Source organism: Pseudomonas sp. NY15356 (genome assembly GCF_048068175.1).
In the GTDB taxonomy this organism is placed as follows: domain Bacteria; phylum Pseudomonadota; class Gammaproteobacteria; order Pseudomonadales; family Pseudomonadaceae; genus Aquipseudomonas; species Aquipseudomonas putida_K.
This window is the reverse complement of the sequence record NZ_JBLUPW010000011.1, coordinates 139,680-156,580: the sequence shown is the minus strand read 5'-3', so window position 1 is coordinate 156,580 and position 16,901 is coordinate 139,680. Positions and strand designations below refer to the sequence as shown.

19 protein-coding genes and 2 pseudogenes are annotated in these 16,901 nt (G+C 61.0%); 16 read left to right on the top strand and 5 right to left on the bottom strand.

Annotated elements, in window-relative coordinates; all coding sequences use genetic code 11:
• From ACNFCI_RS11790 to ACNFCI_RS11765, 6 genes and pseudogenes are all read left to right on the top strand, one after another.
• A partial coding sequence (locus ACNFCI_RS11790; RefSeq protein WP_416767997.1) for an RHS repeat-associated core domain-containing protein occupies window positions 1-1,788 on the top strand: 1,788 nt, incomplete at its 5' end.
• Between the two features lie 3 nt (window positions 1,789-1,791).
• Window positions 1,792-2,379, top strand: coding sequence for an SMI1/KNR4 family protein (locus ACNFCI_RS11785; RefSeq protein WP_416767996.1), 588 nt, complete (start codon window positions 1,792-1,794; stop codon window positions 2,377-2,379).
• Between the two features lie 388 nt (window positions 2,380-2,767).
• Window positions 2,768-3,633: pseudogene (locus ACNFCI_RS11780) on the top strand (type IV secretion protein Rhs); the annotation flags it as partial.
• 51 nt (window positions 3,634-3,684) lie between these two features.
• The gene (locus ACNFCI_RS11775; protein ID WP_416767995.1) at window positions 3,685-3,864 is read left to right on the top strand and encodes an HNH endonuclease; all 180 of its coding nucleotides are present in this window, start codon (window positions 3,685-3,687) and stop codon (window positions 3,862-3,864) included.
• A gap of 17 nt (window positions 3,865-3,881) precedes the next feature.
• The gene (locus ACNFCI_RS11770) at window positions 3,882-4,217 is read left to right on the top strand and encodes a hypothetical protein (protein WP_416767994.1); all 336 of its coding nucleotides are present in this window, start codon (window positions 3,882-3,884) and stop codon (window positions 4,215-4,217) included.
• Window positions 4,218-4,422: 205 nt separating this feature from the next.
• A pseudogene (locus tag ACNFCI_RS11765) lies at window positions 4,423-4,821 on the top strand (hypothetical protein); the annotation flags it as partial.
• Between the two features lie 32 nt (window positions 4,822-4,853).
• Here the strand turns inward: ACNFCI_RS11765 and ACNFCI_RS11760 are convergent.
• Window positions 4,854-5,396 (bottom strand): L,D-transpeptidase family protein, encoded by a 543-nt coding sequence (locus ACNFCI_RS11760; RefSeq protein ID WP_084856743.1) that lies wholly within the window; start codon window positions 5,394-5,396, stop codon window positions 4,854-4,856.
• 19 nt (window positions 5,397-5,415) lie between these two features.
• On the bottom strand, window positions 5,416-5,970 hold the full coding sequence (locus ACNFCI_RS11755; RefSeq protein WP_084856744.1) for an NUDIX hydrolase: 555 nt from the start codon (window positions 5,968-5,970) through the stop codon (window positions 5,416-5,418).
• Window positions 5,971-6,103: 133 nt separating this feature from the next.
• On the opposite strand from ACNFCI_RS11755, the gene ACNFCI_RS11750 reads away from it, so the two are divergent.
• The 5 genes from ACNFCI_RS11750 to purT all read left to right on the top strand — a co-directional run bounded on the left by ACNFCI_RS11750 (window position 6,104) and on the right by purT (window position 9,381).
• A complete protein-coding gene (locus ACNFCI_RS11750) occupies window positions 6,104-6,703 on the top strand; it encodes a CoA pyrophosphatase (protein ID WP_084856746.1) in 600 nt (199 codons plus the stop codon).
• A 41-nt stretch (window positions 6,704-6,744) separates the two neighbouring features.
• Window positions 6,745-7,269, top strand: a complete 525-nt coding sequence (locus ACNFCI_RS11745) for a gamma carbonic anhydrase family protein (protein ID WP_084856748.1) — start codon at window positions 6,745-6,747, stop codon at window positions 7,267-7,269.
• Window positions 7,262-7,468, top strand: a complete 207-nt coding sequence (locus tag ACNFCI_RS11740) for a DUF1289 domain-containing protein (protein WP_084856749.1) — start codon at window positions 7,262-7,264, stop codon at window positions 7,466-7,468. The genes ACNFCI_RS11745 and ACNFCI_RS11740 overlap by 8 nt, the downstream gene beginning before the upstream one ends.
• 124 nt (window positions 7,469-7,592) lie before the next feature.
• Window positions 7,593-8,060 (top strand): preQ0 transporter, encoded by a 468-nt coding sequence (locus ACNFCI_RS11735; RefSeq protein ID WP_416767993.1) that lies wholly within the window; start codon window positions 7,593-7,595, stop codon window positions 8,058-8,060.
• A 139-nt stretch (window positions 8,061-8,199) separates the two neighbouring features.
• Window positions 8,200-9,381, top strand: a complete 1,182-nt coding sequence (purT, locus tag ACNFCI_RS11730; RefSeq protein ID WP_416767992.1) for a formate-dependent phosphoribosylglycinamide formyltransferase — start codon at window positions 8,200-8,202, stop codon at window positions 9,379-9,381.
• Window positions 9,382-9,453: 72 nt separating this feature from the next.
• Here the strand turns inward: purT and ACNFCI_RS11725 are convergent, their stop codons facing one another.
• From ACNFCI_RS11725 to ACNFCI_RS11715, 3 genes are all read right to left on the bottom strand, one after another.
• A complete protein-coding gene (locus ACNFCI_RS11725) occupies window positions 9,454-10,755 on the bottom strand; it encodes an MFS transporter (protein WP_084856754.1) in 1,302 nt (433 codons plus the stop codon).
• A 257-nt stretch (window positions 10,756-11,012) separates the two neighbouring features.
• Window positions 11,013-12,215, bottom strand: a complete 1,203-nt coding sequence (locus tag ACNFCI_RS11720) for a transporter associated domain-containing protein (protein WP_416767991.1) — start codon at window positions 12,213-12,215, stop codon at window positions 11,013-11,015.
• 9 nt (window positions 12,216-12,224) lie between these two features.
• Window positions 12,225-13,034, bottom strand: a complete 810-nt coding sequence (locus tag ACNFCI_RS11715) for a cytochrome C assembly family protein (protein WP_084856757.1) — start codon at window positions 13,032-13,034, stop codon at window positions 12,225-12,227.
• A 308-nt stretch (window positions 13,035-13,342) separates the two neighbouring features.
• On the opposite strand from ACNFCI_RS11715, the gene ffh reads away from it, so the two are divergent.
• From ffh to rplS, 5 genes are all read left to right on the top strand, one after another.
• The gene (gene ffh / locus ACNFCI_RS11710; RefSeq protein ID WP_043212452.1) at window positions 13,343-14,719 is read left to right on the top strand and encodes a signal recognition particle protein; all 1,377 of its coding nucleotides are present in this window, start codon (window positions 13,343-13,345) and stop codon (window positions 14,717-14,719) included.
• Window positions 14,720-14,953: 234 nt separating this feature from the next.
• Window positions 14,954-15,205, top strand: coding sequence for a 30S ribosomal protein S16 (rpsP, locus tag ACNFCI_RS11705; RefSeq protein WP_023382041.1), 252 nt, complete (start codon window positions 14,954-14,956; stop codon window positions 15,203-15,205).
• Between the two features lie 5 nt (window positions 15,206-15,210).
• Window positions 15,211-15,747: a ribosome maturation factor RimM gene (gene rimM, locus ACNFCI_RS11700; RefSeq protein WP_070574704.1), complete on the top strand. Its 537-nt coding sequence runs from the start codon at window positions 15,211-15,213 to the stop codon at window positions 15,745-15,747.
• Between the two features lie 2 nt (window positions 15,748-15,749).
• The gene (gene trmD, locus ACNFCI_RS11695) at window positions 15,750-16,502 is read left to right on the top strand and encodes a tRNA (guanosine(37)-N1)-methyltransferase TrmD (RefSeq protein ID WP_196144557.1); all 753 of its coding nucleotides are present in this window, start codon (window positions 15,750-15,752) and stop codon (window positions 16,500-16,502) included.
• Between the two features lie 42 nt (window positions 16,503-16,544).
• Entirely contained in the window at window positions 16,545-16,895 is a 351-nt protein-coding gene (gene rplS / locus ACNFCI_RS11690) for a 50S ribosomal protein L19 (RefSeq protein WP_084856761.1), read from the top strand.
• Window positions 16,896-16,901 lie beyond the last annotated feature (6 nt).

Below are 16,901 nucleotides of genomic sequence, written 5' to 3'. Positions count from 1 at the left end.
CGGTTGGTCGCCAAGATCAACCGCGATGCGAGCCAGGCCTTTGCGTACGACGACGGCGACCGGTTACTGAGCATCGAGCGGCAACCGACCGGGATCGGCAAGCAGGTTGGGGTCACGGAAGAAAAGCTGGAGTACGCCTACGATCTGCTGGGCCGGCTGACGAAAGAAATCACGCCCGCTGGCACGCTCAGTTATGAATATGACCCGCTCAGCAACCTGACCACCCTGACATTGCCAGATGGCCGCAAGGTCAACCACCTGTACTACGGCAGCGGGCACCTGCACCAGCTGAACCTGGACGGTCAGGTGATCAGCGACATGGAGCGTGATGACCTGCACCGCGAGGTGTATCGGACCCAGGGCAAGCTCACCAGTTGCTTCGGTTATGACGCCATGGGGCGCAAGGCCTGGCAATTCGCCTCGACCTTGCCAGCCGACAAGCTCTCGCAGGTGCACAACACCGGTATCAATACTTCGCTGCTGGTGGAGCATGCCTACAACCCGATCCACCGCCGTTACCAGTACGACCCTGCGGGTGAACTGGTACGCACGCTCGACAAGCTACGCGGCGAGGTCAAATACGAATACGAAGCCAACGGGCAATTGCGCAGCCGCGATACCGGCTCGCTGATAGGTAGCGAAGAGTTTCGTTACGACCCGGCAGCCAACCGATTGGACTTCAACGCGCGCCAGTTCGCCAGGGTCAAGGACAACCGGATCAAACAGTGGCGGGACCAAGAGTACCGCTACGATCCGTGGGGCAACCTGATCGAGAAGCGCTCGGGGCACAGCAAGCTGCAGCACTTTGTCTATGACTGCGAAAACCGATTGGTGCGGGCAGAAACAACGGTCAATGGCAAGCTGGAGAGTACCGGGCAGTACCGGTACGACAGCCTTGGGCGTCGGGTAGCCAAGCAGGCTGAAATCAACGGCGTAGTCGAGCAGAAGCGCTTCTTGTGGCAAGGCTTGAGGATGCTGCGTGAGGAGACGCCGGGGCAGAGCATTCTGTATTTCTATGAGCCAGGGAGTTACGCGCCCTTGGCACGTGTCGATCAGGTCGAAGGGGAAGGGCAGAAGGTCTACTACTTCCATACCGATCAGATCGGCACGCCGCTGGAGCTGACGGATAGCGACGGTGAGATCGTTTGGCAGGCGACGTATCGTTCATGGGGGGGGATTGAACAGCTAGCCATAAATGAGGTTGAACAGAACCTGCGGTTCCAAGGGCAGTATCTTGATGACGAAACCGGGCTACACTACAACACCTTCCGCTATTATGATGCTGAAAGCGGACGTTTTATTACTCAAGACCCAATAGGAATAAGTGGGGGTTTTAACCTCTATCGTTATGCCTCAAATCCAGTTAACTGGGTGGATCCATGGGGGTGGGCGTGTAACAAACCAGGAGGATATAAAGCTGGCGATGTTGATGCGCACGGTAATCTATCGCCCCAAGTAAACAGAGCTGTAGGTCATAAAAACATTGCGGCAGATGATTTCGTGCAGTCTCATCATTTCATCCAGCATGAGTGGGCCAAGCTCAACGTAAAAGGATATAAAAGAAATAGCGCTCCGGCTATTTTGCTAAAAAGTAGTTCGGGTGAGTCACATGCCATGATTTCTGCTATGCAGCGAGCAAGACGCAGAGTGTCCGGATTTGGCGGAACGCTACGCGACGAGTTTAATATTGCATATAGAGAAATGATTGATGCAGGGGTTAGCCCAGATGTAGCTAGGCGCGCTGCAAGCAAGTCGTATAAATATTATGAATCTTTAGGGGCTTTCTAAATTATGCGTATATATACTGAACGTCACGATGCAGCGCCTGATAAACTAATTGAGGAGGTCGCCGAGAGGTTGGGGATTGTGACTGGCTCATGGATTTTGGAGTTCTGGAGGAAGAGTGACGGTGCGCTACTAAATGATCAGGTTCTGATTTATTCGACTAGTGATATCGAAGAGCGCAATGATACTTTTGAAGTGGATAAGAACTTCAAAGGTATGGTGGCTATTGGGGATGACTCGGGTGGCCGGATAATTCTCATTGACAAGAACGATGCCGGTAAATTATGGCTCGTAGATGCAGGTAGTGTATCGCTAGAAGCAAGTGATCAATTCGTGTCTTTGGATCAACTGTTGGATTTTATTGTGTCTGAAGATGATGTTGATGATGTGGGGGTTGGAGATATTGTCACTGTTGGCTCTAAGCCAAGTCTTGATGAGGTTTTTAATATAAAAAAGGCTCTGGCGGTTAATGTCTCAGTGGTGGAGTTGAAAAAGCTGCTTGAAGAACCTGGGCAGGTTTTGTTGAGATCTGTTTATGCGCAGAAGTATGAGCGAGCCCTAATTGAGTTTTCTCATATCATTAGATTTCGATAGGGCCTAGTTGATGCGTTTAGAAGTGGCACATATGATGCTATCTTCGCGCAGCATCCGCGGCAGCGATTGCTGAGGCAGCAGGCGAGAGCTCTTTAAAAATAATTCAAGATGGCGCGTTTGTTATCTTGGGCTTGGGGCAAGTAATTAACTAGTTGATTAGGCTATCAACAGCATGTTGGTCGCACGCAATGGCGACAAGCTGACTTGCGGCGCGACCATTACCAGTGGCTCGGACAACGTCATCATCGGCGGCGGTACCTACCGTTACTTACCGGTAGACGACCTGACCACCTTGGTGACCCAGGTCAGCTACCCGGACGGCAGCACCTGGCGAGCGCGCTACGACGACAAGGGCAACCTGCTCGCCGAATTCGATGCCCTCGACCAGATGACCGAGTACCTGAACAGCGACGATGGCCTGCCGCACACCATCATCGACGCGACCTACAAATCCAAGTACCTGTGGTGGAACACCCAGGCCCAGGTCGAGCGTTACCAGGACTGCTCGGGCAAGAGCACCTACTACCGCTACGACGAGCGCCAGCACTTGGTCGCCGTCACCGACGCGCTGAACCAGACCACCACGCTGGAGCGCAAGCCGGACGGTGAGGTGCTGAAAATCATCCACCCGGACGGCACCTCGGAAACCTTCACCTACAACGTCTATGGCCAGGTGCTCAGCCACACCGACGGCAAGGGCCAGACCACCCGCCTGCTGCGCACGGCCCGGGGTTTGCCGAGCAGCCGCCAGGATGCCAAGGGCCAGCGAATTCGCTACGAGTACGACAAAGCCATTCGCCTGACCGCGTTGGTCAACGAGAACAACGCGACCTACAGCTTTGCCTACGATGCGTCGGACCGCTTGGTCGAAGAAGTACGGGTGGTCATCTCACCCGACTGGATGAGATCGGCTACGGCGAAAATGCCGAACGCCCGGAACGGCACACGCTGTTCGAGCGTGACAGCATTGGCCGGTTGGTCGCCAAGATCAACCGCGATGCGAGCCAGACCTTCGCGTACGACGACGGCGACCGGTTAGTGAGCATCGAGCGGCAACCGACCGGGATCGGCAAGCAGCTTGGGGTCACGGAAGAGAAGCTGGAGTACGCCTACGATCTGCTGGGCCGGCTGACGAAAGAAATCACGCCCGCTGGCACGCTCAGTTATGAATATGACCCGCTCAGCAACCTGACCACATTGACCCTGCCAGATGGCCGCAAGGTCAACCACCTGTACTACGGCAGCGGGCACCTCAAAACTTGAGGAGTGGGCTAAGACAGGTGGTAAAAGTGGCAGCCCCCTGGCTTGACGTGGCACCAGCACGAGGATGTTAATAGGCTATCTCTAGTGGATCGTATGGATCATAAGTCGAATCATAGTTTATACCACCCGACTGGTAAAGGCGGTAGAGATATATGGGGTGGTGGCGCTCAAGGGCGAAAAGGCAAGCTTGACGGCGCAACCGGAAAAATTTGCTGTGGTTGATCAACTGGAGAAATGTCATGTTATTGAAGGATAAGTTTTATGCTCTTTCAGAGCTAATCGAGCATGTTAAGGTTTTTGCAGAGCAAGACGATGACTTTTGTCTTTATGGTCAGGATCAAGATCACCTAGATTTAAAGATGCAATATTTTGTGGCGGATTATCCAAGCGTTAAAGACGATAAGGAGATCTATCCAGAGTCCGTAAAAAAAGCAGGGCTGAGTTATCTCTATGCGGGGCAGCAATTTGTTGATGTTGTAACGTTGTTGGCGGAGCAAAAGCCTGATGCATCGTATGATGACTATGTTAAGTCCTTAAATTATTATCAAGATAATGATGAATTTATCGATTTGTGATTTTTTACTTTTAATCTCTTCACATGAGTCGGCGCTTTGATCGGTAAAAGGCAAAATGTGCGAGGCAAATTAGCCTCGCACAGACATACGTAGGTTGTATTCACGTTCCCAGCCTGCAAGCCAATCGATATTTAAAATTCAGACTTATGGACTGAGGCGTAAGTCTCAGTCCTATTGGTAGCGTGTCCGACGGCACCCTGACCGAGGCTGTCACTACCGCTGGGAAACCCAGGGTGGCAAACCACGGGTGGTCGAGCACTGGACCAGCGACGGTGAGCACTAACATTTCCGCTACGACCTGAGCGCCCACACCAGTTGGGCCACCGACGTGCTCGGCCGCGAGCTGGAAGTGCAGTACAACGCTGACCATCGCGTGGTCGCCAGCCGGGACTATGGTGGCGAGCGCTATGTCATCGAGCTGGACGAACACGGCAACATGGTCGGGCTAGGCCTGCCGGACGGCAACAAACTCGCCTTCAAGTACGACGAGTTCGCCCGCCTGCTCGAGGAAACCGACCCGCTGGGCCGCAAGATCGCCTACGAGTATCACCACTTGACCACCCTGGTGACCCAGGTCAGCTACCCGGACGGCAGCACCTGGCAGAAGCTTCTGACAGAACCGATGAAATGTAGGAATCAGGGACGAATCTCGATCAAGGTCCCGTCCTTGACCATGCTCCAGACTTCCTGCATGTCCGCGTTGCGCATGGCGATGCAGCCTTCGGTCCAGTCCAGGGTGTGGAAGTACCACTCCGGGTATTCCTCGTCGATGGGCGTACCGTGGATCATGATCATGCCGCCAGGGTTGACGCCTTCACGGCGGGCGCGGGCGGCATCGCTGATGTTGGGGTAGGAGATGTGCATCGCCAGGTTGAAGCGGTCGCTGACCTTGCGCCAGTCCAGCCAGTAGAGGCCTTCGGGGGTGCGGTTGTCGCCCTCGCGCTCCTTGGTGCCCTTGGGTTGCTTGCCCAGGGAGATGCGGTAGGTCTTGAGTGGTTCGCCACGGCTGATCAGTTGCAGGCGGCGCTCGGACTTGAGCACCAGCACCTTGTCGACCAACGGTTGACGGGTGACCGAGGACTGCGTGGCGTCCTGTGGCTTGCGGATGATGGTCTCGGTGAACGCAGCCTGGGACACCGACGTAACGCAAAGGCAGAAAAGGGCGAGCAACCAGCGCATGAAACCGTATCCCTGAAAACTAGGTAATGGACGACGAGACATTCATCGGGGGCAGGTACTCATGGCCTACCGGGTAGGACTGCCCGATGCGGTCGCGATAATAGCATTCTAGTGTGCGTGCCACGGTGCGGAAAGCCAGCTCGTCCCATGGAATTTCATGTTCCTCGAACAAGCGCACTTCCAGGCTCTCGATTCCGACGGCGAAATCCAGGTCGGCCAGTTCGGCGCGGAAGAACACATGCACCTGGTCGATGTGCGGCAGGTCGAACAACTGGTACAGGCTCATGTGCCCGACCCGGGCGCAGGCTTCCTCCACGGTTTCGCGACGGGCGGCTTGCTCGAGGGTCTCGCCGTTTTCCATGAAACCGGCGGGCAGTGTCCAGAACCCACGGCGCGGCTCGATCGCACGGCGACACAGCAAGACCTGGGTGCCATGGGTGGGCAATACGCCAGCAACGATATTGGGGTTCTGGTAATGGATGGTCTGGCAATGGTCGCAGACATAGCGGGGGCGGCTGTCGCCCTCGGGGATCCGCTGTATCACTGGCTGGCCGCACGCGCTGCAGAATTTCATGCTTTTCTTCCTTTGAGGTACGGCTATCTTGGCGTGCCCGCCACCGTGACCGCAAGCTGCCATCCGGCGGGGCTTGGGTGCGTTGCGGCTTTGGTGCATCATGCAGGGCAGGCCTTGCAATCGAGAGTGTGTAATGCTGGATGAGCTCCTTCGCCGTATGAGCAACCATACCCCCGCGTCATTGGAAACGGACCGTCGTTTCCCCGAAGCGGCGGTTCTCTTGCCCATCACCCGTAGCGAAGAGCCCGAGCTGGTGCTGACCCTGCGGGCCAAGGGCCTTTCCACCCACGGCGGCGAAGTGGCCTTCCCCGGTGGGCGGCGCGACCCGGAAGATCCTGACCTGGTGTTTACCGCCCTGCGTGAAGCCGAGGAGGAAATCGGCCTGCCGCCTGGCCTGGTGGAGGTGGTTGGCCCACTCAGCCCGCTGATCTCCCTGCATGGCCTGAAGGTGACGCCATTCGTCGGTGTGGTGCCGGATTTCGTCGAGTACCGGGCCAACGACGCAGAGATCGCAGCCGTGTTCACCGTGCCGCTGGCATTCTTCCGCCAGGACCCGCGCGAGCATACCCATCGTATCGATTACCAGGGGCGCAGCTGGTATGTGCCTGCCTACCGCTATGGCGAATACAAGATCTGGGGGCTGTCGGCGATCATGATCGTCGAGCTGGTCAACGTGCTGTTCGATGCCGGTATCGACCTGCACCATCCCCCCGAGCGCTTTATCCCGATCTGATCGGGCATCCCGCCAAGGCCTTGAACCATGAGGAGCGAGACATGAAATACCGCCTGGGCGACCTGCGGGTCGAAACCCATCCCACCAGCTGGGCCGCGCCCAATGCCACGCTGATCGGCAAGGTGCGCCTGCAGGCCGGGGCCAGCGTCTGGTTCGGTGCGGTGCTGCGTGGCGACAACGAGCTGATCGACATCGGCGAAGGCAGCAATGTCCAGGATGGCACGGTGATGCATACCGACATGGGCTCGCCGCTGACCCTCGGCAAGGGCGTCACCGTCGGCCACAACGCCATGCTCCATGGCTGCACGGTGGGCGACCACAGCCTGGTCGGCATCAATGCGGTGATCCTCAACGGGGCGCGTATCGGCAAGCACTGCATCATCGGCGCCAACGCATTGATCCCGGAAGGCAAGGAGATTCCCGACGGCTCGCTGGTGATGGGTTCACCGGGCAAGGTGGTACGCGAGCTGACCGAGGCACAGAAGCGCATGCTCGAAGCCAGCGCCGCCCATTACGTGCAGAACGCCGAACGCTATGCCCGTGACCTGGTGCCGCAGGATGACTGACGTGGCTGATCGTGAGCGGCCGGTCGCCTCGCCGTGCGTGAATGTCTGCGCGCTGGATGAACAGGATGTCTGCGTGGGCTGCCAGCGTACGGTGGCCGAGATCACCCGCTGGTCGCGCATGGACAACCAGGAGCGCCGGCAGGTGCTGGTGCTGTGCCATGAGCGGGCGGTGGCGGCTGGGTTGGTCATCGGGCGGTAATCCAGCTCGCCCCCGTGGGAGCCGGCTTGCCGGCGATAGGGCCATGAAAGGCCACTACCGAGTCAAAAGCTGCAGTTGACTTTGAAATCAAGTATTCTGTGCCGCTTGCCCAACGCGTGATCCCATGTTCTATCTCATCGCCTACATCAGCAGCGTAGTGCTGATCAACTACGCCTTCTCCAGTGCGCCGCACCTGGATGTGATCTGGTCCGCCTGGGGCGGGCTGGTGTTTATCCTGCGTGACATGGTGCAGACCCGCTATGGCCATGGCGCGCTGTTGGCCATGCTGGCGGCCCTGGTGCTGTCCTACGTCACTTCGGAGCCGGCCATCGCGCTGGCCAGCGCCACCGCGTTCTTCATCTCCGAGCTGATCGACTGGCTGGTGTTCAGCGTTACCCGTCGGCCGCTGCGCGACCGCCTGTGGCTGAGTTCGGCGCTGAGCATCCCGGTGGACACCTTCATTTTCTTCGGCATGATCAGTGCCCTGACCCCAGCGGTGATCGGCACGGCGCTGGCCTCGAAATTCGCCGGCGTGACCGCCGTGTGGCTGGCCATGGCCTGGCGGGCACGCCGCACGGCCGTGGTGGGTTGAGGCAGGCGCGCACGCTCTTTGGCGACACCAGGCCGCTTCCACAACAGCCCCAACGGGCGTTGCCAGGTGTAGAATACCGGTCCTTTTTCAGCGGGCGGCAGCCAGCGTGGCGCGGCCCCGACGCCTTCGAGGACCTGAAATGACCCGTATCGGAACCCCATTGTCGCCCACCGCGACCCGTGTACTGCTGTGTGGCTGCGGCGAGCTGGGCAAGGAAGTGGTGATCGAGCTGCAGCGCCTGGGTGTCGAGGTGATCGCCGTGGACCGCTACGCCAATGCACCGGCCATGCAGGTGGCGCATCGCAGCCATGTCATCAACATGCTCGATGGCGCTGCCCTGCGCGCGGTGATCGAGGCTGAAAAGCCGCACTACATCGTGCCGGAAATCGAGGCCATCGCCACCGCCACCTTGGTGGAGCTGGAGAATGAAGGCTTCAACGTGGTGCCCACCGCCCGTGCCACGCAACTGACCATGAACCGAGAGGGCATCCGGCGCCTGGCGGCCGAGGAGCTGGACCTGCCGACCTCGCCCTATCACTTTGCCGATACCTTCGAAGACTACGCCAAGGCGGTCGCCGACCTGGGCTACCCGTGCGTGGTCAAGCCGGTGATGAGCTCCTCGGGCAAGGGCCAGAGCCTGCTGCGCAGCGAAGCCGACCTGCACAAGGCCTGGGACTATGCCCAGGAAGGTGGCCGTGCCGGCAAGGGCCGGGTGATCATCGAAGGCTTCATCGATTTCGAATACGAGATCACCTTGCTGACCGTGCGCCATGTGGGCGGCACCACCTTCCTGGCACCGGTCGGGCATCGCCAGGAGAAGGGCGACTACCAGGAGTCCTGGCAGCCCCAGGCCATGAGCCCTAAGGCGCTGGCCGAGTCCCAGCGGGTCGCCCAGGCGGTCACCGATGCCCTGGGCGGGCGTGGCCTGTTCGGCGTAGAGCTGTTCGTCAAGGGTGACCAGGTATGGTTCAGCGAGGTCTCGCCGCGCCCGCACGACACGGGCCTGGTGACGCTGATCTCCCAGGATCTGTCGCAGTTCGCCCTGCATGCCCGCGCGATCCTCGGCCTGCCGATCCCGGTGGTGCGCCAGTTCGGCCCGTCGGCCTCGGCCGTGATCCTGCCGCAGGGCAAGTCGCAGCAGACCTCGTTCGCCAACCTGGGCGCAGCGTTGAGCGAGCCGGATACCGCGATCCGCCTGTTCGGCAAGCCGGAAATCGACGGCCAGCGCCGCATGGGCGTGTGCCTGGCGCGTGATGCGTCGATCGAGGCCGCGCGGGCCAAGGCGACCCGTGCGTCGCAGGCGGTCAAGGTCGAGTTCTGATAGCTGCCGCTCCCACGATTCCTCTAGGAGCGGCCTTGTGCCGCGAAAGGGCCGCAACGCGGCCCCAGCCATTCAAAGTTCCGCGTTGCGGGTCTCTTTCAGGCACAGCACGGCGATCAGGCTGATGACAGCCGCCGCCGAGACGTAGCCGCCCACCCAGCTCAACCCACCCATGCTCACCAGTTTCTGGGCGAAGAACGGAGCCGCCGAGGCGCCGACGATGCCGCCCAGGTTGTAGGCCGCCGAGGCGCCGGTGTAGCGCACATGGGTCGGGAACAGTTCAGGCAGCAAGGCGCCCATCGGGGCGAAGGTCACGCCCATCAGGAACAGCTCGATGGCCAGGAACAGTGCCACGCCCGTGGTCGAGCCCGAGGTCAGCAGTGGCTCCATGGTGAACCCCGATGCCACCGCCAGCAGTGCGCCGACGATCAGCACCGGCTTGCGCCCGTAGCGGTCGCTCAACCAGGCCGACAAGGGCGTGGCCAGGGCCATGAAGACCACGGCGAAGCACAGCATGCCCAGGAAGCTCTGGCGAGTGTAGCCCAGGGTCGAGACCCCGTAGCTCAGGGAAAACACCGTGGAGATGTAGAACAGCGCATAGCACACCACCATCGCCAGGGCGCCCAGCAGGGTCGGCAGCCAGTACTTGGCGAACAGGTCGACCACCGGCAGTTTCACCCGCTCATGACGCGCCACGGCTTTGGCGAACACCGGGCTTTCCTCGAGCTTCAGGCGCACATACAGGCCCACCACCACCAGTGCGGCGCTGAGCAGGAACGGAATGCGCCAGCCCCACTCGCGGAACTGCTCGTCGCTGAGCACCAGGGCCAGGCTCAGGAACAGGCCGTTGGCGGCCAGGAAGCCGATCGAAGGGCCCAATTGCGGAAACATGCCGAACCAGGCCCGCTTGCCTTCGGGCGCGTTCTCGGTGGCCAGCAGCGCCGCCCCGCCCCATTCGCCGCCCAGCCCCAGGCCTTGGCCGAAGCGTAACAGGCAGAGCAGTACCGGTGCCCAGATACCGATGCTGTCATAGCCCGGCAACACGCCGATCAGTGTGGTGGACACGCCCATCAGCAATAGCGAGGCGACCAGGGTCGACTTGCGCCCGATGCGGTCGCCGAAGTGGCCGAACAGCGCCGAGCCCAGCGGGCGGGCGAGGAAGGCGATGCCGAAGGTGATGAAGGCCGCGAGCATCTGCGCGGTGCCCGAGCCCGACGGGAAGAACACCGGGCCGATCACCAGGGCCGCGGCCGTGGCATAGACGTAGAAGTCGTAGAATTCAATGGCGGTGCCGATGAAGCTGGCGGTGGCCACCCGCGCAGGCGAGTTGACCGGAGCTGCCGGGGTATCGGCATAGGTACTGCTGGTTGTCATCGTGTAGGTCCCTGACAGTCGATTGCTCCTTGTGGGCGGTTCGTGCCCTGCCGGGCAGGCAGGGGCGCACGGGCGCCGGAGCGAATAGTGGTGAGTCGCCCGACTGACGATAGCCCAGGGGGTAGGGAAGGGGAGCGGGCTGTTCTGGGTGGTGAAGCAGGACCGCGGGGCGTGTCAGTGGAGCGGACTGGCCGTAGGACGCCGGGTGCGGGTAGCGGGCGGGACGGCAGGGCTGGGTAAGCGTGACCCGAGTATAGCTACCGGGTCACGGTCCACACCAGTACCTTGCTGGCGCAATTGTCCTCTGTTTCGAGGATTTCCAGGCGATAGCGGCCGATCTTCAGGCAAACGGCGCTTTCCGGGATGCTTTCCAGGGCTTCGGTGACCAGGCCGTTGAGGGTCTTCGGGCCGCCGTCGCAGGGCAGATGCCAGCCGAGGCTGCGGTTGATCTCGCGCAGCGAGGCGGTGCCTTCGATCACGTAGCGGCCATCGGCCAGGGGGTGGACGTGGGGGTTGTCGAGGGACTGTTCGTCCTCGAACTCGCCGACGATCTCCTCGAGGATATCCTCCAGGGTGACGATCCCCAGCACTTCGCCATATTCGTCGACCACCACGCCCAGGCGCCGCTGCTGCTTGTGGAAGTTCAGCAGCTGCATCTGCAGCGGTGTGCTTTCGGGAACGAAATAGGGCTCATAGCAGGCGGCCCGCAACGCCTCGCGGGTCAGTTCGGCGTGGGGTAGCAGGTGGCTGATCTGTTTGGTGTTGAGGATGGCTTCGACCTGGTTGATATCGCTGTGATAGACCGGCAGGCGGGTATGGCGGCTGACGATCAGCTGCTCGATGATCTGCTCGATCGGCTCGTCCAGGTTGATGCCGTCCACTTCGTTGCGCGGCACCAGGATGTCGTTGACGGTGATCTTGTCCAGCGATTGCAGGCCTTCAAGCAGGCCCGCCCGAGGGGCCTCGAAGGGTTCGGCGTCGTCGAAGTCGTCGTGCTCCTCCGGGTGCAGGGCTACCGCCGTGGGCGGGGTGCGAAACGGCCGCAGGAGCAGTTTGGCGCAGCCATCGAGCAGGCAGGCCAGCGGCTGCAATAACACCAGCGGCCAGCGCAACAGGGCGCCGAGGGCGACGAAGGCCTGCGGGTTGCGCCGGGCCATGCGTCGTGGCAGGTATTCGCCCAGGACCAGCAAGGTGAAGGTGGCTGCCAAGCCGGCCAGCCAGAAGCCATGCTCACCGTTGTAGCGCTGCCCGGCCAGGCAGGCCAGGCCGAGCACCAGCAGCTTGCCCAGGCTCGCACACAGCACCACGGCCTGGGCCGGCAGGGCGGGTTCGGTGCTTTCAGCGGGGCGCTGGTGGCCGTTGAGCAGTTGGCGGGCCGCGTCGACCGCGGTGAACAGCGCCGACCACAGCAGCGCCAGTGCCAAGGTGCCGAGTAGCGGTGCGTACGGCAGGGTGTTCATGGGCGGCCGTCAGATATGCAGGATGAATTCACGTACCAGCTTGCTGCCGAAATAGGCCAGCATCAGCAGGCAGAAACCGGCGAGGGTCCAGCGGATTGCCTTGTGGCCACGCCAGCCCAGGCGGGTGCGGCCCCACAGCAACAAGCCGAACACCACCCAGGCGATGCAGGACAGCAAGGTCTTGTGCACCAGGTGCTGGGCGAACAGGTTATCCAGGAACAGCCAGCCGGACACCAGCGACAGCGAAAGCAGGCCCCAGCCCGCCCAGAGGAAGCCGAACAGCAGGCTTTCCATGGTTTGCAGGGGCGGGAAGTTGCGGATCAACCCGGAGGGGTGCTTGTGCTTGAGCTGGTGGTCCTGCAGCAGCAGCAACAGGGCCTGGAACACGGCGATGGTGAACAGGCCATAGGCCAGGATCGACAGCAGGATGTGCGCCAGGATCCCCGGCTCCTCGTTGACCAACGGCACGGTCCCGGGTGGCGCGAACTGGGCCAGCAGGGCGGTGATGGCGCCGAGCGGGAACAGCAGTATCAGCAGGTTTTCCACCGGGATGCGCAGGCAGGCCAACAGGGTCAGGCCGATCACCGCCACGGCGATCAGGCTGGCGGCGCTGAAGAAGTCCAGGCTCAGGCCCAGCGGGGTGATCAACTGGAAGAACAGGGCGCCGCCCTGGGCGAGCACGGCAAGGGCACCGAGCAGGCCGAGCAGGCGCTTGTCGGCCTTGCGGCCCTGGGCGAGGTAGGCACCCTGGTAGATGGCTGCGGCTATATAAAGGCCGGCGGCGATCAGGTTGGGGATGAGGCTGGGAGAGGAGACCATAAGTCCTGGTTGGCGAGCCTTAAAGAGACGGAGTGTGGCATAGATCGCCGCTGCCAAGGAAGACCGGCAGGCCCCATCGCCGGCAAGGCGGCTCCCACCTGTCCCGCGCTGCTTTCAGAGACACCGCCATACCTGTGGGAGCCGGCTTGCCGGCGCTGGGGGGCACCGACCATCCAGATCCGGTGGTGCCAAGGTGTGCGCCGTCGCCGCTCTTCGCTATAATCGCCGCCTTGCTGTGCCCAGCGCGTGTACATATTCACCTGGGCGCCTGAAAAACCTCGGCTTCACTAGGGCCTGAAAGGATCACCATGTTCGAAAACCTGACCGACCGCCTGTCACAGACGCTGCGCCATGTCACCGGCAAGGCCAAGCTGACCGAAGACAACATCAAGGACACGCTGCGCGAAGTGCGCATGGCCCTGCTCGAGGCCGACGTCGCCCTGCCGGTGGTCAAGGATTTCGTCAACAGCGTCAAGGAGCGTGCGGTCGGCACCGAGGTGTCGCGCAGCCTGACCCCGGGCCAGGCGTTCGTGAAGATCGTCCAGGCCGAACTCGAAGGCCTGATGGGCGCCGCCAACGAAGACCTGGCGCTCAATGCCGCTCCGCCCGCCGTGGTGCTGATGGCCGGCCTGCAGGGCGCGGGCAAGACCACCACCGCCGGCAAGCTGGCGCGCTTCCTTAAAGAGCGCAAGAAAAAGAGCGTGATGGTGGTCTCGGCCGACGTCTACCGCCCGGCGGCGATCAAACAGCTGGAAACCCTGGCCAATGACATCGGCGTGACCTTCTTCCCGTCCGACATCAGCCAGAAGCCCGTGGCCATCGCCGAGGCGGCGATCCGCGAGGCCAAGCTCAAGTACATCGACGTGGTGATCGTCGATACCGCCGGCCGTCTGCACATCGACGCCGACATGATGGACGAGATCAAGGCCCTGCACGCCGCGGTCAAGCCGGTCGAGACCCTGTTCGTGGTCGACGCCATGACCGGCCAGGACGCCGCCAACACCGCCAAGGCCTTCGGCGACGCGCTGCCATTGACCGGCGTGGTGCTGACCAAGGTCGACGGCGACGCCCGTGGCGGTGCCGCGCTGTCGGTGCGCGCCATCACCGGCAAGCCGATCAAGTTCATCGGCATGGGCGAGAAGACCGAGGCCCTGGAGCCGTTCCACCCGGACCGTATCGCCTCGCGAATCCTCGGCATGGGCGACGTGCTCAGCCTGATCGAGCAGGCCGAGCAGAACATCGACAAGGCCAAGGCTGACAAGCTCGCCAAGAAGCTCAAGAAGGGCAAGGGCTTCGACCTCGAGGACTTCCGCGACCAGCTGCAGCAGATGAAGAACATGGGCGGCCTGGGCGGCCTGATGGACAAGCTGCCGAGCATCGGCGGGGTCAACCTGTCGCAGATGGGCAATGCCCAGGGCGCGGCCGAGAAGCAGTTCAAGCAGATGGAGGCGATCATCGACTCGATGACGCCGGCCGAACGCCGCGACCCGGAAATCATCAGCGGCTCGCGCAAACGCCGCATCGCCCTCGGCTCCGGCACCCAGGTGCAGGATGTCGGCCGGCTGATCAAGCAGCACAAGCAAATGCAGAAGATGATGAAGAAATTCTCCGCCAAGGGCGGCATGGCCAAGATGATGCGTGGCCTGGGCGGGATGCTGCCGGGTGGCGGCATGCCGAAGCTGTAATGTCATTCAGGGCGGTTGCCTTTGATCGGGCAGCCACCCGGAACCCCCGCCTTGGCGGGAACGATGTCGCGAAATCCGCGGCTTAACCGGCAGATCTGAACGGCGCGGCAGGCCCTCGCCGAAAAAGGCATTTGCAAATGTCCGTGTATTCCCCGAGAATATGCGGCCTTTTGGGCACCCTGTGCCCATTTGGGCATTCAGATTTGCAGCACCGACTATAGGAACGATGTTCACATGGTAACCATCCGTCTTGCCCGTGGCGGCTCGAAAAAGCGCCCATTCTACCACCTGACCGTGACCAACTCGCGTAACGCCCGTGACGGCCGTTTCGTTGAGCGCGTTGGCTTCTTCAACCCGATCGCATCGGGCGCCGAAGTCAAGCTGTCGGTCAACCAGGAACGCGTCAACTACTGGCTGAGCCAGGGCGCGCAGCCGTCTGAGCGTGTTGCTCAGCTGCTGAAGGACGCTGCCAAGGCCGCTGCCTGAGCAGTATGAACGCGACGCCAGAAAACGCTGACGCCCTCATCGTCGTCGGCAAGATTTTTTCGGTTCACGGCGTTCGCGGCGAGGTGAAGGTGTACTCCTTTACCGATCCGATTGAAAACCTGTTGGATTATCCGCGCTGGACGCTTCGGCACGAAGGCAAGGTAAAGCAGGTCGAGCTGGTCAACGGTCGTGGCTCCCAAAAGGGCCTGGTCGTGAAATTGAAAGGCCTCGATGATCGTGATGAAGCGCGTCTTCTGAGCGGTTACGAAATCTGCATCCCGCGGAGCCTTTTGCCCAACCTGGCAGCCGACGAGTACTACTGGTACCAGTTGGTGGGCCTGAAGGTCATCAATCAGGACGAACAGCTGTTCGGCAAGATCGATCACCTGTTGGAGACCGGTGCGAACGATGTAATGGTGGTCAAGCCTTGCGCAGGCAGCCTGGATGATCGCGAGCGTCTGTTGCCCTATACGGAGCAATGTGTGCTGGCAGTCGACCTGGAAGCAGGCGTGATGCGAGTCGAATGGGACGCGGATTTCTAACGATGGGCAACCTTCGCGTAGAAGTCGTCACCCTGTTCCCCGAGATGTTCTCGGCCATCACGGAGTACGGCATTACCAGCCGCGCGGTGAAACAGGGGTTGCTGCAGGTGACCTGCTGGAACCCGCGGGACTACACCACGGATCGCCATCACACGGTGGATGATCGGCCTTTTGGCGGTGGTCCTGGCATGGTGATGAAGATCAAGCCTCTGGAAGACGCCCTGGCCAGCGCCAGGCAGGCAACCGGAGCATCGGCGAAGGTGATCTACCTCTCGCCACAAGGCCGCAAGCTGACCCAGCAGGCGGTCGAAGGTCTGGCACAACAGGAATCGTTGATCCTGATTGCCGGCCGTTATGAAGGCATCGACGAGCGTTTTATCGAGGCTCATGTCGATGAAGAGTGGTCGATTGGCGACTATGTGCTTTCCGGTGGCGAGCTGCCGGCCATGGTACTGATCGATGCGGTTACGCGATTGCTGCCCGGAGCTTTAGGGCATGTGGACTCGGCGCAGGAAGATTCCTTCACCGATGGTCTGCTCGATTGCCCGCACTACACCCGACCGGAGGTGTATGCGGATCAGCGCGTTCCCGACGTGTTGCTTAGCGGCAACCATGCACACATCCGGCGTTGGCGGTTGAAGCAGTCCCTTGGTAGGACCTTCGAACGACGCGCCGATCTTCTGGAAAGTCGCTCGCTTTCTGGAGAAGAGAAGAAGCTGCTCGAGGAATACCTCCGCGAGCGGGACGATAGTTAACGTATCGATGGTGGATCGAGTTATCCGCCTTAGGAGCACAGCATGACCAACAAGATCATCCAGCAGCTCGAAGCCGAGCAGATGAACAAGGAAATCCCTGCCTTCGCACCAGGCGACACCATTGTCGTCCAGGTCAAAGTGAAGGAAGGCGACCGTTCCCGTCTGCAGGCGTTCGAAGGTGTCGTTATCGCCAAGCGCAACCGCGGCCTGAACAGCGCCTTCACCGTGCGCAAGATCTCCAGCGGCGTTGGCGTAGAGCGTACCTTCCAGACCTACAGCCCGCAGATCGACAGCCTGTCCGTGAAACGTCGTGGTGACGTGCGTAAGGCCAAGCTGTACTACCTGCGCGACCTGTCCGGCAAAGCCGCTCGCATCAAGGAAAAACTGTCCTGAGTGCAG

Bases quoted from the DNA above. Each gene is read 5' to 3' on its own strand.
- ACNFCI_RS11785 (WP_416767996.1), top strand. From the start codon at position 1,792: ATGCGTATATATACTGAACGTCACGATGCAGCGCCTGATAAACTAATT.
- ACNFCI_RS11770 (WP_416767994.1), top strand. From the start codon at position 3,882: ATGTTATTGAAGGATAAGTTTTATGCTCTTTCAGAGCTAATCGAGCAT.
- ACNFCI_RS11760 (WP_084856743.1), bottom strand. From the start codon at position 5,396: ATGCGCTGGTTGCTCGCCCTTTTCTGCCTTTGCGTTACGTCGGTGTCC.
- ACNFCI_RS11755 (WP_084856744.1), bottom strand. From the start codon at position 5,970: ATGAAATTCTGCAGCGCGTGCGGCCAGCCAGTGATACAGCGGATCCCC.
- ACNFCI_RS11750 (WP_084856746.1), top strand. From the start codon at position 6,104: ATGCTGGATGAGCTCCTTCGCCGTATGAGCAACCATACCCCCGCGTCA.
- ACNFCI_RS11745 (WP_084856748.1), top strand. From the start codon at position 6,745: ATGAAATACCGCCTGGGCGACCTGCGGGTCGAAACCCATCCCACCAGC.
- ACNFCI_RS11740 (WP_084856749.1), top strand. From the start codon at position 7,262: ATGACTGACGTGGCTGATCGTGAGCGGCCGGTCGCCTCGCCGTGCGTG.
- ACNFCI_RS11735 (WP_416767993.1), top strand. From the start codon at position 7,593: ATGTTCTATCTCATCGCCTACATCAGCAGCGTAGTGCTGATCAACTAC.
- purT (WP_416767992.1), top strand. From the start codon at position 8,200: ATGACCCGTATCGGAACCCCATTGTCGCCCACCGCGACCCGTGTACTG.
- ACNFCI_RS11725 (WP_084856754.1), bottom strand. From the start codon at position 10,755: ATGACAACCAGCAGTACCTATGCCGATACCCCGGCAGCTCCGGTCAAC.
- ACNFCI_RS11720 (WP_416767991.1), bottom strand. From the start codon at position 12,215: ATGAACACCCTGCCGTACGCACCGCTACTCGGCACCTTGGCACTGGCG.
- ACNFCI_RS11715 (WP_084856757.1), bottom strand. From the start codon at position 13,034: ATGGTCTCCTCTCCCAGCCTCATCCCCAACCTGATCGCCGCCGGCCTT.
- ffh (WP_043212452.1), top strand. From the start codon at position 13,343: ATGTTCGAAAACCTGACCGACCGCCTGTCACAGACGCTGCGCCATGTC.
- rpsP (WP_023382041.1), top strand. From the start codon at position 14,954: ATGGTAACCATCCGTCTTGCCCGTGGCGGCTCGAAAAAGCGCCCATTC.
- rimM (WP_070574704.1), top strand. From the start codon at position 15,211: ATGAACGCGACGCCAGAAAACGCTGACGCCCTCATCGTCGTCGGCAAG.
- trmD (WP_196144557.1), top strand. From the start codon at position 15,750: ATGGGCAACCTTCGCGTAGAAGTCGTCACCCTGTTCCCCGAGATGTTC.
- rplS (WP_084856761.1), top strand. From the start codon at position 16,545: ATGACCAACAAGATCATCCAGCAGCTCGAAGCCGAGCAGATGAACAAG.